General features: G+C 34.1%; 12 protein-coding genes. 8 read left to right on the top strand and 4 right to left on the bottom strand.

Annotated elements, in window-relative coordinates; all coding sequences use genetic code 11:
• The first annotated feature begins 790 nt into the window (after nucleotides 1-790).
• From ADJ83_RS15095 to ADJ83_RS15085, 3 genes are all read left to right on the top strand, one after another.
• Nucleotides 791-1594: an ABC transporter permease gene (locus tag ADJ83_RS15095; protein ID WP_031540593.1), complete on the top strand. Its 804-nt coding sequence runs from the start codon at nucleotides 791-793 to the stop codon at nucleotides 1592-1594.
• Nucleotides 1595-1609: 15 nt separating this feature from the next.
• Complete coding sequence (gene tagH, locus ADJ83_RS15090; RefSeq protein ID WP_031540592.1) at nucleotides 1610-2419, top strand: teichoic acids export ABC transporter ATP-binding subunit TagH; 810 nt, start codon at nucleotides 1610-1612, stop codon at nucleotides 2417-2419.
• Between the two features lie 293 nt (nucleotides 2420-2712).
• Nucleotides 2713-3774: a glycosyltransferase family 4 protein gene (locus ADJ83_RS15085; RefSeq protein WP_031540591.1), complete on the top strand. Its 1062-nt coding sequence runs from the start codon at nucleotides 2713-2715 to the stop codon at nucleotides 3772-3774.
• Nucleotides 3775-3886: 112 nt separating this feature from the next.
• Here the strand turns inward: ADJ83_RS15085 and ADJ83_RS25660 are convergent, their stop codons facing one another.
• The 4 genes from ADJ83_RS25660 to ADJ83_RS15070 all read right to left on the bottom strand — a co-directional run bounded on the left by ADJ83_RS25660 (nucleotide 3887) and on the right by ADJ83_RS15070 (nucleotide 9058).
• Nucleotides 3887-4024: a hypothetical protein gene (locus tag ADJ83_RS25660; RefSeq protein ID WP_155986813.1), complete on the bottom strand. Its 138-nt coding sequence runs from the start codon at nucleotides 4022-4024 to the stop codon at nucleotides 3887-3889.
• 299 nt (nucleotides 4025-4323) lie between these two features.
• The gene (locus ADJ83_RS15080) at nucleotides 4324-6969 is read right to left on the bottom strand and encodes a SpoIID/LytB domain-containing protein (RefSeq protein WP_048718219.1); all 2646 of its coding nucleotides are present in this window, start codon (nucleotides 6967-6969) and stop codon (nucleotides 4324-4326) included.
• A gap of 265 nt (nucleotides 6970-7234) precedes the next feature.
• Nucleotides 7235-8302, bottom strand: coding sequence for an LCP family protein (locus ADJ83_RS15075; protein WP_035416882.1), 1068 nt, complete (start codon nucleotides 8300-8302; stop codon nucleotides 7235-7237).
• Between the two features lie 123 nt (nucleotides 8303-8425).
• The gene (locus ADJ83_RS15070) at nucleotides 8426-9058 is read right to left on the bottom strand and encodes a YigZ family protein (protein ID WP_031540588.1); all 633 of its coding nucleotides are present in this window, start codon (nucleotides 9056-9058) and stop codon (nucleotides 8426-8428) included.
• 548 nt (nucleotides 9059-9606) lie between these two features.
• Here ADJ83_RS15070 and ADJ83_RS15065 point away from each other — a divergent pair.
• From ADJ83_RS15065 to ADJ83_RS25650, 5 genes are all read left to right on the top strand, one after another.
• Entirely contained in the window at nucleotides 9607-10746 is a 1140-nt protein-coding gene (locus tag ADJ83_RS15065; protein ID WP_031540587.1) for a sensor histidine kinase, read from the top strand.
• 26 nt (nucleotides 10747-10772) lie between these two features.
• Nucleotides 10773-11459: a response regulator gene (locus tag ADJ83_RS15060; protein ID WP_031540586.1), complete on the top strand. Its 687-nt coding sequence runs from the start codon at nucleotides 10773-10775 to the stop codon at nucleotides 11457-11459.
• 213 nt (nucleotides 11460-11672) lie between these two features.
• Entirely contained in the window at nucleotides 11673-11822 is a 150-nt protein-coding gene (sda, locus tag ADJ83_RS24975) for a sporulation histidine kinase inhibitor Sda (RefSeq protein ID WP_081836754.1), read from the top strand.
• Nucleotides 11823-11970: 148 nt separating this feature from the next.
• On the top strand, nucleotides 11971-12813 hold the full coding sequence (locus ADJ83_RS15055; protein ID WP_031540585.1) for a DegV family protein: 843 nt from the start codon (nucleotides 11971-11973) through the stop codon (nucleotides 12811-12813).
• Nucleotides 12814-13162: 349 nt separating this feature from the next.
• A partial coding sequence (locus ADJ83_RS25650; protein WP_160314260.1) for a hypothetical protein occupies nucleotides 13163-13357 on the top strand: 195 nt, incomplete at its 3' end.

Genomic DNA, 13357 nt, shown 5'->3' with positions numbered 1-13357 from the left:
GCCATTGTTCAAATGATGTTTTTCGTGTAAACTTATCCATGCGTAGGTCCTTTATTTTGGATTTGGATAGGTTACTACCTCCCAACCATTATAAAGGATTTTTTTATGGAAAAATCAAGTTGTAGAAAATTCAGGTTTAAAATTTGTGTTGAATTATTTTAGTGCGACACTAGTGAATTTATTTAGAAGAAAAATAAGAATTATATGAATGCTTTAATCAGAAACGTTTTGCATATAAATTTTATATCAATAGACATTACAGGCTAAGCTACCAACAGGAATTCAAAATCTACGAGCGTGTGTAGTTTCGTCATTAGATGCTTATTCTTGTTTAATTTGTACAAAATCCAAAGAAGGATCAAAGGCTGAAATAACACCTTGTTGATAGAAAATGAAATGGACAGTTATAATAATGGTGATGAATTTAAGAGAACTTACTGCTAACAACTAGGGTAATAGAAGTAGTACTCGCAAAAATAGAAAAAGGTGAATTTGAGTAAGCTCAAGTTCACCTTTTTCATTATTAGAAGACCAATTGTTTTGTATCTGCCTTATTCTGCTTACAAATAACCTATATATTACAAACAATTACTAAATTAGTTTGTAATAATAATTCGTAGGCTATATAATGTTTCATAGATTCTATCAATTGGAAAGAGGGGATGTAATCTAGATATTTTCTGTTTTTTGAGTAGAAATTTATAATGAAGAAGAATTTTGTAAATACTGCAAATAAAGTTATTTTATTTAGAAATAATTTTAACTTGCTATTATAGAAAGGTCACTACTTATGCGTTCAATGATACAAGTTCTAAAAGAACAAAGAGATAATTTTCATTTAATTCATCGACTATCTTTATATGAATTAAAAAGTGCTAATAGTAATAACTATTTAGGAATTCTATGGGAGCTTATTAATCCAGCTATCCAAATTGCTATATATTGGTTTGTATTTGGGTTTGTTCAGCAAAGACCGGAAATTGAGGGGACTCCATACATCTTTTGGATGTTGTCGGGAATAGTATTATGGTTTTTTATTTATCCATCTATTACACAAGGATCTAGATCTATTTATGCAAGGTTGCGGATGGTTTCTAGGATGAATTTTCCATTAAGTGTTATACCATCCTATGTTATTTTATCAATGTTATATCCTCAAATGCTATTAATGGGAATAGTAATAATTTTATTTCAATTTTTTGGATATCCAATATCCGTATATTACTTGCAGATTCCATATTTCTTATTTGGATCTATTATATTTTTATTTGCATTAGCATTAATTACTTCCACTATTTCAACGATAGTACGAGATTTTCAAATGCTTTTACAATCTATTATGAGGGTTTTACTTTATATTACTCCCATCCTTTGGTCACCAGATAGATTTGGGGAGAAATTTATTTTCGTAATGCATATTAATCCTTTTTATTACTTAATTGAAGGATATCGTTATGCATTATTAGGTAAAGGATGGTATATTTTTGAACATCCAGAAATTACTATATACTTCTGGGTAATAGTGTTGCTATTTTTACTTGTAGGATCATATATGCATGTAAGATTTAGAAGACACTTTATTGATTTTATTTAAAATTGGAAGTGACTTATGGGAAAATCAGTAGTAGTAAAGAACTTAACGAAGCGATATAAGCTTTATTCAAATAATAAAGAAAAGCTTAAGGATATATTTTTACCTAGGAACTATGGTGAAGCTTTTTATGCATTAAGAGAAGTTAGCTTTGAGGCGCAGCACGGAGACGTTATTGGATTTGTGGGGGTTAATGGGTCTGGCAAATCAACTTTATCTAATATTATTGCAGGCATCGTACCACAAACATCTGGGGAAGTAGAAATTGATGGACAAGCTTCACTAATAGCCGTTGCTGCTGGTGTAAATGGTGAATTAACTGGTAGAGAGAATATTGAATTAAAGTGTTTAATGCTTGGATTTAATAAAAATCAAATTAAGGAATTAGAGCCAAGTATTATTGAGTTTGCAGAATTAGGCAAATTTATTGATCAACCTGTTAAGTCCTATTCAAGTGGAATGAAATCTAGATTAGGTTTTGCCATATCCGTCAATACAGATCCAGACGTTTTAATTATTGATGAAGCACTCTCTGTAGGGGATAAGGCCTTTGCAGAGAAGTGCTTAGTCAAAATGAATGAGTTTAAAGAACGAGGTAAAACAATTTTCTTTGTAAGTCACTCTATTGGCCAAATGAAACAATTTTGTGAAAAAGGCATTTGGTTAGAACATGGGGAAATAAAGATGGTTGGAGATATAAATGAAGTAATGCCAGCATATGAAGAGTTTTTGGCGGATTATAAAAAAATGTCTGCTAAAGAGAAGAAGGCCTTTCAAGAAGCGGGATTAAAAAAGAGAAGCGATCCTGAATTTGCTGGAAAAGTTTAAATAATTCTAATTTAAAGAGAAGATAATAAAGGTATATAATTTAACCGTTCTATTATAGAACGGTTTGTTTTATAAATTTTTTAGATTTTTGTAACTTCCTTATAAAGAAGTTCGTCATATATATTAGTAAAGTTTTTATAGAGTGAGTAAACTTTTTGTAATGTAAATGTAAAGCTAGGGTGAATTTTTATAGAGCAAATCAAGATAGTTTATGCTATAATAAATTTCGATTATATGCAAGAATAGACAGATGCCTAAAATGTACGTTATGAAAGGCATTAGGGAGGATCTCCATGATATATGTAATGCTCGTGGTATGTTTTATTGCTTCTATCTTACTGACTCCGTTAGTGAAGAAGCTTGCATTTAAAGTTGGAGCAATGGATAAACCAGAAAAACGAAAAGTACATCATAAAATCATGCCCCGTATGGGCGGTTTAGCTATATATATCAGTTTTGTTATCGGTGCATTGGCGATCAATCCAGGTCAAGACTATCATTATCCGATACTGATTGGTAGTGTTATTATAATTGCAACGGGAATATTAGATGATATTTATAATCTCAATGCAAAGATTAAGTTTGTTGCTCAAACAATTGCTGCAATCATTGTAGTCGTTTGGGGTGGCGTACAAGTTGAGTTTATCAATTTACCATTTGGTGGACAATTAGAATTTGGATTTTTGGATATACCAATAACGATTCTTTGGATTGTAGGCATCACAAATGCCATTAATTTAATTGATGGATTAGATGGCCTTGCCTCAGGGGTTTCCTGTATTGCTTTATTTACGATTACTGGTATGGCGATTATTATGGGAAATGGATACGTAATTGCAATTTCTTCTATTGTTTTAGCAAGTACCCTTGGATTTTTATTGTTTAACTTTTATCCGGCAAAGATTTTTCTTGGCGATACAGGAGCGTTATTTCTTGGCTATATCATTGCCGTCATGTCGCTGTTAGGATTTAAAAATGTAACATTAATTTCCTTTGTAATTCCAGTTATTATTTTAGGAGTTCCTATTTCTGATACATTCTTTGCGATTATTCGTCGTTTAGTTAATAAGCAACCATTGATGGCACCAGATAGATCTCATTTGCATCATTGTTTGTTAAATATAGGTTTTACACACAGGCAAACGGTTATTATTATCTATGCAATGGCCTCATTTTTCGGACTTGTTGCTGTGATTTTTTCCATGGCAAAAGTATGGGGAGCCATACTCTTAATCGTAACAGTCTTACTCATCATTGAATTAATTGTGGAAAAGATTGGACTAGTTGGGAAGAATTATAAGCCCATTTTGAAATTTATTAATGATATTAGATATTCTACTGGTAAAAATAGATAAAAAAAGGTCCTCTCTTTTCATGAGAAGGACCTTTTTTAGAGGAAGAAGTGTGACAAGGAGCAACTTCTTTCTTTAATAACAATCATATGTAGGAGAAGGTTAAAAAAGCTTATCACAAAAGTCTGTACTTCTCTTCCAGTTCGTCTTCTGAAACGTCATCCTCCAACTCATTCCAAATGCTGAGTTCGTTATCAGTAATTAATGGCTTTTCAACTGTTCCATTTAAAAAAGTTATTATTTTTTTTAACATAAATAGCACCTCTTTTCTATGTAGTAAGTTTGAAATGAAGTTTCTAATTAGTTCTTTTATGATATTATATTTTACCCTAATTGAGTACATTCTAATTACTTTTCAATTTTTTTATAGGTTTATTTTAAAGAGATATTCTAAAAATGGCAGACTTAATTATTTGAAAAAATTATTATTGGGTTTTGGAGAAATCACAGAGAGCGAATTTCCGGCTAAAGTAATTAAAGTAGAGTTTTTAGTACTCAAATATAAAAGAGGAAGTGATATTTGTATCACTTCCTCTTTCCTACAATTTTTTCTTATTTCACATTCTTCACATATTTTGCTGATACATAGCCTGTTACTTTTCCATACTTAATTTTATACCAGGAACCGCTTTTGGCGTATATCTTTATTGTTTTCTTATTTGGGACCGATCCGACTATTTTTGATGAAGTGGTGGGCTTCTGTCTAATATTAAGCTTTGTTGCTTTTACGGTCCCTTTTTTCACTTTATATAAAGTGAAATTTTTTGTAGCTGTTTTCTTTAATTTACTCGAATTGACAGTTTCAACATATGCTTTATAGCTTCCATCACTCGTTTTTCCAACGCTCCAAGTATAGGAATGAGTTCCTGCTTTTAATGACTTATTAGAGGTAAGTGTCTTCACGACCTTATTTTTACTGTTCTTAATCTTTACAGTTGCTTTGGTTGATTGATTGACATGAAAGCTTACCTTTATTTTATTGCTAGAGGTATCATAGCTAGTTTTCACATCTTTAATGGTTGGTGCGGAAACTTTTTTTAAGGTGAATTTTTGTTTAACTGTTTTCTTTAAATTATTTGAATTTACACTTTCAACGGATACAGTGTAGCTTCCATCACTTGAGTTTCCTACACTCCAAGTATAGGAATGAGTTCCTGCTTTTAATGACTTATTGGAAGTAAGAGTCTTCACGACTTTATTCTTACTGTTCATAATCTTTACAGTTTCTTTTGTTGATTGAATGACATGAAAGCTCACCTTTACTTTATTGCTAGTGGTATCATAGCTAGTTTTCACATTTTTAATGGTTGGTGCAGAAGCTTTTTTTATAGTGAAAGCTTGTTTAACTACTTTTTCTTTGCCAATACTATTAACAGCACTAATATTTAACGTATATGTTCCGTCGTTAACATTTCCTACATCCCAACTAAAAGAGGATGATCCTGCAGATAATGCTTTGCTGCTTGCTAATGTTTTCACGACTTTATTTTTGCTATCTGTAATGGTCATTGACGCTTTCGACGGTTGATTAACAGAGAAGGATGCGTGCACAGTGTTTGTATTTGTATCAAAGGTTGTTTTGATAGAACTTATTGTTGGTGTATCTAGTTTGGCAATTTTCACTGTTGCTGTGCTTGTTGTTTGAATGTTATTATTATCTGTTGCGATGATTTCAGCCGTATAATTACCGTCAGCCCAAGTTGATGTATTGACAGTGTAAGTATAGCTACCAGCGTTCAATGAATCATTATCTAAAATTGTTGTTTTGATCTTACCTGTAGTGTCTTTTATTCTGACGATTGTGCTAGCTGCTTTTGTAAGGGTGAATGACAAGTTAACTGCATTGTTAGAATTCGTAAAAGAAGCTTTCATATCTTTTATTTCTGGGGCTGCTATTTCCGAATCTGTATATTCTGTTATTAGTTGTGTACCAGGGTAATAAAAAGCCAAAATAGTTGTGTATTTTTGACCTGCATTAGCACGGTTATTAGCTCCATATTGACTTAGACCAACTCCATGGCCATAGCCTCTTCCTGCAATACTATGTGTTGTAGTGTTTGAAGAGCTTTTTGTCACAAGATAGCTTTTTACATAATTCAGTCCAATCATAGCCCTAACTTTCGATGCAGCAACATTTGATTGGTTTATCTCTTGCAAGATTAGTTTTCCATTTGTGTCAGTCATATCTTTCACATAAAACTGAATAGAGATAGAACCGGTGCTAACTCTTTTTGTTGTAGAAGGATTTGTGAAAGATAAAGAAGGAACAAAGACAATTTTTATATCTTTGTCTTTATAGCCGTTATTTTTCAACCAAGTTTTTAGATTAGAGACAATAGCACTGTCCTTTTCCGAAACATTGTTCCACCATGTATCTGGATTTTCTAGATCCTTACCTTCCATATCAATTTGTATTTTTTGGACATCGAAGCTCCAAGTGTAGCTTGTATCATAGGAATCCGCAGCGCTCTTTAGATAGGCAAAATCATTGCCCCAAACATTCTTAGCCGATTCCATTAATCCACCATTACTAGCTGAGTAGACAGCATCGATTAATTTATTGTTATATTTTAGGACTTGTCCAGTTGTAGCTTCGACTGCCTTATCAGAATTAGGATGAGAACCACTTAGTCCACCGTAAACTTGATGGCTTATTGTATCTGTAATCGTCTTGCCGCCATAATTCCATGAGTAGGTACGTGCTGCAATTGCTTGGGCTTTTAAGGCTTCTATATTCCAGGAAGCAGGCATTTCACTAGGAACAACGCCTTTAAGGTATTCTTCCATTCCAATCGTATTTATCGGGCGGATATAGCTTGAACCATTTGTTGTTTCTATAATGAATTCAAAGGAGCCTTTGTATTTTCTATCATTAATCATTAAATAATCATCAGGATTGGATGGTGTTAAAGTAAAAGAACCTGATTCCAAAATAGCTGTACTACCTTTAAATAATTTAAGTTTAGTTTGTTCTAACTTAAGGGTATAGGTAGTTGTATTATTTAAGGTGATTTTTCCATCTTCGGTTGTATATGTTCCAGATGGTGTGATAGAAATTTGCGTTTTATTCCCTAGATAATTCTTTAGCATAACATGTACTTGTGGTTCGCTGGCACTCGCATATGCATGCTGTTTATAAACTGGTAGGATTGATATAACTAAGAATAATGACAACAAAAATGATAGTGTTTTTTTCATTCAGTGTTCTCCTTATATAATTGTCCTATTTAAAAGGTATTTATTTGGAACATTTTTTTTGGAAGGGGAGAGAAAGACTATTATTCTTTCATTAAGAAGCTAATATGATTCTATCATACTTTAATTCTATTGATTCGTGGTTAATACTGGTATTTTGAAAAGACTTTTGTTCTAGAATGAAACAATTAGAGAAGAAACTAATATAAATTTTTGCAAAAAAAAGACATGCACGAATGGAAAAAAGGTGCATGTCAGGTATATATGATTAGTTTAAAGCGGAAGAATCTGTTGTTGTATCTGTTTCTGTTGGTGTTTCAGTTGAACTGTCAGAGTCAGAAAAAAGACTGCTGCTTACACCTAAATGCTGCTGAAGAATGGATTTTGTTTCAGCTAAGGCTGCTTCATCTAATTCATAAATATACTTTCCGTCAACTCGACCGTCATAACCAGTTAATGTAAGTGTTTCTACTTGTAAACCATTGTCTGCTGTTGCATAGGCAATTAGGGATTGCATATCACTGAATGAAAGATCGGTTGTCATATTGCTTCCTACAGCTTCCATTACTTTTGAATATTTTGTAATTCCTTCAACTGAAACAGCTTTTTTCATGATTGCTTGCATGATTAGCTGTTGTCTTTTTCCACGCTCAATATCGTTATCAATTTTTCTTGTTCTTGCAAGGGCAAGTGCTTCTTCTCCGTCCAATTCTTGGTATCCTTCTTCTAGATGGATAGCTCCTGCTTTATCTTTTGAGTTTTGCTCTGTAAAAGTAACTGGAACATCGACATCAATACCACCTAAAGCATCAACAACATCCATGAAAGCGTCAAAGTTCATTTTTACATAATAGTCAATTGGAATCTCTAGTAAATTTTCTACAGTATCTAAAGTAGATGTAACTCCGCCAAAATAATGTGCATGGGTAATTTTATCTTTATAGCCGCGTTCAGGAATATATACATAAGAATCACGTGGAATGCTTAGTAATTTAACGGACTTTTCTTTCTCATTTAAAGTAGCAACCATTAAGGCATCGGAACGAGAACGTGTTGTTCCAGATTGACTTGATCTCTTTTCGCTGTCGTCTACTCCAATAAATAAAATGGAAACATCGTCGATATCTGGGTCCACTCTAGTTTCCCTTTTTGTATCACGATCAATTGGTTCATATGAATCATCTGCAACTGATTTTGCTTTTGAATAGAGGGTTGCTCCATAACCAATGCCTGCTAAAATAATAACAAGCAGAGGAACGAAAATAAAAAGTTTTACTTTTTTTCGTTTCTTTTTCTTATTATCCTTTATATATGTTTCTCTTGATTTATTTGCCATAAGTTTCTCCTTTGTAAATAAAAAATACCACCAAAAGCTATATACTATATTACCGATAAATATCGGTTCCGTAAATTAGCACTTTTTGGCTATATTAGGTATTTCTTTGTATGGTGAAAAAAATTAAATAAAAGTTTCTGCATAAATCTTTTCTTTGTCTGTAATAATACCTTGTCCATTCGTTAAGTCTGTTATCCACGCTTTGTAGGTTTCGATTTGATCTGAATCTACAAAGACTTCGATTTCAACATTTTCTAAATAGTGAATGTCTTTGATTTGATAGTTTGAGGACCGTAATTCATTTTCCATTTTACCAAGTAAAGGATACTCGATGGAAACACTGATTATTTGCTTTAATTTTCTTTCGATGATGCCTAGGTTTGTCAAGCCTTCTGAGGTTGTTTTTCCATAAGCGCGAATAAGTCCTCCAGCACCAAGCTTGATCCCACCAAAATACCTTGTTACAACAACGGTAGTATCTTTTAGACCTTTTTTCTTGAGCACCTCAAGAATGGGTACTCCTGCTGTGCCACTTGGTTCCCCGTCATCATTTGCCTTTTGAATTTGGTCATGTTCTCCAATTAAGTAAGCAGAACAATTATGTGTTGCGTCTTTATGTTTTTTCTTTATTTCTCCTATGAAAGCCTGTGCAGCTTCTTCTGTTTCTGTTCGCGCAATATGTGCAATAAACCGCGATTTTTGTATAATTAGCTCGTATTCTCCGTAGCTAGGCACAGTTAGATAGGAAGGAAGCATACTGAAAGCTCCTTTCATTATGTCTTTATAATCATCCGTTGTTTTAAGTGCGATTAATTTTTTCTATCGATAAAGATGTGTGTATCGATTGAGCTTTTCGAAAAAAAAGGAAAATCGATAATTAGTCTTATTTCATTATAATTCGACAAGGTCTATTCTTCAATTATTGTTCTCTTTGTAATCAAATCTTAATATAGTGATTTAGCAAGCGTGATATAATAAGTAAAACTCCATGCTCGAAAAGACCCGCTACATATGGAATGGGCTATTCTACATGGAGCGGCTTGTGTTCATGTTCTAACCTATATATATTTCTTTTTCTTTGTTTTTCGTTTAGAATAGGATAAAATTATATTAGCGAATTTTTACATACTTTTTCACAGCAATCTTTGGAATTGTTAGGTCTTAAGACATGGTTTTGAACAGGGGGATATGTGTCTAAATAACGATTTTCATTTATTTTATAATGAATTATACATATTATTAACTTTCAAGCTAAAATAAGAATGGATGTTGGAAGGGTTTTAGCCTTTTTGGAGGAATTATATATGTTAATAAGGAAATTTGACACAAAAACGTTAGATTATATTGTGGAACAAATGATTCAGACTGTTGGTTCCAGCAAGGACGAAATTTTTCGTATCGGAGAACAATGTCGACAAGATTATGAAACCCTTACCGAAGAATTAAAAGAAATGAAAGTACTTGTGTTAGAAACGATAGAAAAAGGAGACGAGCTAGAAATCCAGTCTCGATTTGCTCGTAAGCGCTTGTCAGAAGTAAGTAAGCATTTTAATGAATACTCAGAAGCGGAAGTAAGAGAAGCTTATGAAAGAGCACATACGCTGCAAATGGATTTAAGCATGAATCGGCATCTTGAAAAGCAATATCGTGAGCGCAGAGATGATTTGGAACGCCGATTGTTAGGACTAGATGAAACAATCGAGAGGGCTGAGCATCTGGTTACGCAAATTTCTGTCGTCATGAATTATTTGGTTAGTGATTTGAAACAGGTTGGCGAAGTAATAGAAGACGCCAAGCAAAAGCAGGATTTTGGCCTGAAAATTATCGGTGCCCAGGAAGAAGAGAAAAAGCGACTTTCTCGGGAGATACACGATGGACCAGCTCAAATGATGGCAAATGTTATGATGCGTTCTGATTTAGTGGAAAGAATATATAAAGAGCGTGGTGCAAAAGAGGCGTTTGAAGAAATCAGAAATTTAAAAGTTATGGTTCGAAGCGCGTTATATGAAGTAAGAAGAATTATTTACGATCTTCGCCCGATGGCTTTAGATGATTTGGGCCTCATTCCAACGTTGAAAAAATATCTGAAAACAATAGAAGAGTATCATGAATCGACAAAAATCGAGTTTGCCACAATAGGGAAGGAAGCAAGACTTCCAAGTAAATATGAAGTTGCACTTTTTCGGTTAGTTCAAGAATCCGTACAAAATGCTTTAAAGCACGCAGAAGCATCTAATATTACGGTAAAAGTAGAATTACGAAGAGATCAAATTATCGTCTTAGTTAAGGATAATGGGAAAGGATTCGATAAGAATCAGAAGAAGGAAGAATCCTTTGGCTTAATTGGGATGCGAGAAAGAGTACAACTCCTTGATGGAGAAATAACCATTGATTCCAAACTCGGGGTTGGAACCATTGTTATGATCAACGTTCCTATTAGATGATAAAGAAAAAAAGGGAGGCGGAGCAGTTGACTACAAAGATAGTTATTATTGATGATCACCAATTGTTTAGAGAAGGGGTAAAAAGAATTCTTGACTTCGAATCAAGTTTCGAGGTTGTAGCTGAAGGAGATGATGGCACACAAGCCATTCAGCTAATCGAAGAATACCAACCAGACGTAACCATCATGGATATAAACATGCCTTCTATCAATGGAGTAGAGGCAACAAGACAATTATTAGAGAAATTTCCTGAAACAAAGGTCATTATTTTATCCATACACGATGATGAAAACTACGTAACACATGCCCTAAAAACAGGAGCAAGCGGCTATCTGTTAAAAGAAATGGATGCAGATGCACTAATTGAAGCTGTTAAAGTAGTTGCAGATGGAGGTTCTTATCTTCATCCGAAAGTAACGCATAATTTAGTAAATGAATATCGTCGTTTAGCATTAGAAAATGCTTATTCAGATGAACATCATGTACAAGTAGTAGAAATTAGAAGACCATTACATTTATTAACGAGACGTGAATGCGAAGTTTTACAGCTTCTGGCAGATGGAAAAAGTAACCGAGGAATCGGCGAAGCACTATTTATTAGTGAAAAAACGGTTAAAAACCATGTAAGTAATATTTTGCAAAAAATGAATGTAAATGACCGTACACAAGCAGTGGTTGTTGCGATTAAAAACGGTTGGGTAGAAGTTCGTTAAAAAGAAAGGAGTTACCTGAATCACTAGATGGTTTGAGGAGCTCCTTTTTATTTTTAAAATAAAAGAAGACTTCCTTTTGTTATTCTGAAAATTACTACTTATTTGTTGAAAATCTGTCATAAAATTCTGCGAGTTGTAGGTGTTTTCACCTATATTTTTATTGCAATTCTTGATAAGATAAGTATAAATTTCTTTAGTGATGGGAGGATTGCAATGAATGGAATAAACAGAATTTCGGATCCAGCCCTATTAAAAGCATATACAGATGCTGTAAAGTTAGAGCTAGCGGAAGAGTTCATCATGATCCTCCTTGCTGAACTAAAAAGAAGGAATCTTTCAGTTCCTCACTCCTCTCCAAAATAAAATCTGTTGCTTTATTTACCCTGCCTTTTAAATTTCCATATTAATTCCTCTTTTTGTGCATTATAATAGAGTTAATAAATAATGCAAGTAAACTCTTTTTTAGTTAAAATGATAGACAAACGAATAGATAAGGAAGGTAATTAATTGGATGAAAACAGCTATTGTTACAGATAGTACAGCTTATATTCCTCAAGAAGTGAGGGAAAAGTATAATATACATATGATTCCGTTGACGGTGATTCTCGGTGTAGAAGTGTATGAGGAAGAAAGAGATTTAACTGCTGCCGAATTTTATGAAGTAATTAAAACAAAGGAGCTGCCAACTACCTCTCAACCACCAATTGGAAAGTTTGTGGAGCTATTTGAAAAGCTAGCTGAAAAGTATGATGAAGTAATCAGCGTTCACTTATCAAGTGGAATAAGCGGTACATACCAAGGCGCTATTTCTGCGGGATCCATGGTGGAAGGATTGGAAGTATATGCATTTGATACAGAAGTGAGTTGTATGGTGCAAGGCTTTTATGCAATTGAAGCAGCAAAGTTGGTCCAAGAAGGGAAATCAGCAGCAGAAATAATCCCAATTCTAGATAAATTGAAAGAAACAAGCCATGCTTACTTTATGGTAGATGACTTGTCTAACCTTCAAAGAGGCGGACGCCTATCAAGTGCCCAAGCAATAATAGGAAGCCTCCTTCAAGTTAAACCATTACTTCATTTCAAAGATAAATTAATCGTCCCATTTGAAAAAATCCGCACAAAAAAAAGAGCAATGAAGCGCATTGTAGAGCTTTTGGGAGAAGCCACAAATGGTGACAGCTACTACGCCGTCATTATCCATGCTAATCGGGAAGAAGAGGCAAAAGAATGGAAAGCGGAACTAGAGAAAGAATTCCCAAACATTGAATTCTCATTAAGCTACTTTGGTGCTGTAATTGGAACCCATTTAGGTGAAGGTTCTATGGGTCTTGGGTGGATGAAGAAAAGAGAATAGAGTTATGTGAGATCCCGGTTCTTGGTGAGAATCGGGATTTTTTGTGTTGGTGGATTGATTGGGGTGCGGGTGAGTTGGAGTGGGGGGGTTGGAGGTAAGGGTGGGGAGTTGGAGGTAAAGGTGGGGAAGTTGCAAGTAAAAGTGGGGAAGTTGCAAGTAAAAGTGGGGAAGTTGCAAGTAAAGGTGGGGAAGTTGCAAGTAAAAGTATAAAAGCTGCAAATAAAGGTGTTAAGCGCAAGCAAAAGTGAAGAAGTTGCAAGTAAAAGTGAGAAAGTCGCAAGTAAAGGTGAGAAAGTCGCAAGTAAAGGTGNNNAAGTCGCAAGTAAAGGTGGGGAAGTCGCAAGTAAAGGTGGGGAAGTCGCAAGTAAAGGTGTTAAGCGCAAGTAAAAGTGAGAAAGTCGCAAGTAAAAGTGGGAAAGCCGCAAGTAAAGGTGGGGAAGCCGCAAGTAAAAGTGAAGAAGTTGCAAGTAAAAGTGTAAAAGCTGCAAGTAAAGGTGAAAAAGTTGCAAGTAAAAGTATAAAAGCTGCAAATAAAGGTGTTAAG

The sequence above is a fragment of the Bacillus sp. 522_BSPC genome, from assembly GCF_001076885.1.
Lineage (GTDB): Bacteria > Bacillota > Bacilli > Bacillales > Cytobacillaceae > Niallia > Niallia hominis.
Note: the sequence above shows the minus strand (reverse complement) of the source record. Positions and strands in the feature narration are given on the sequence as shown.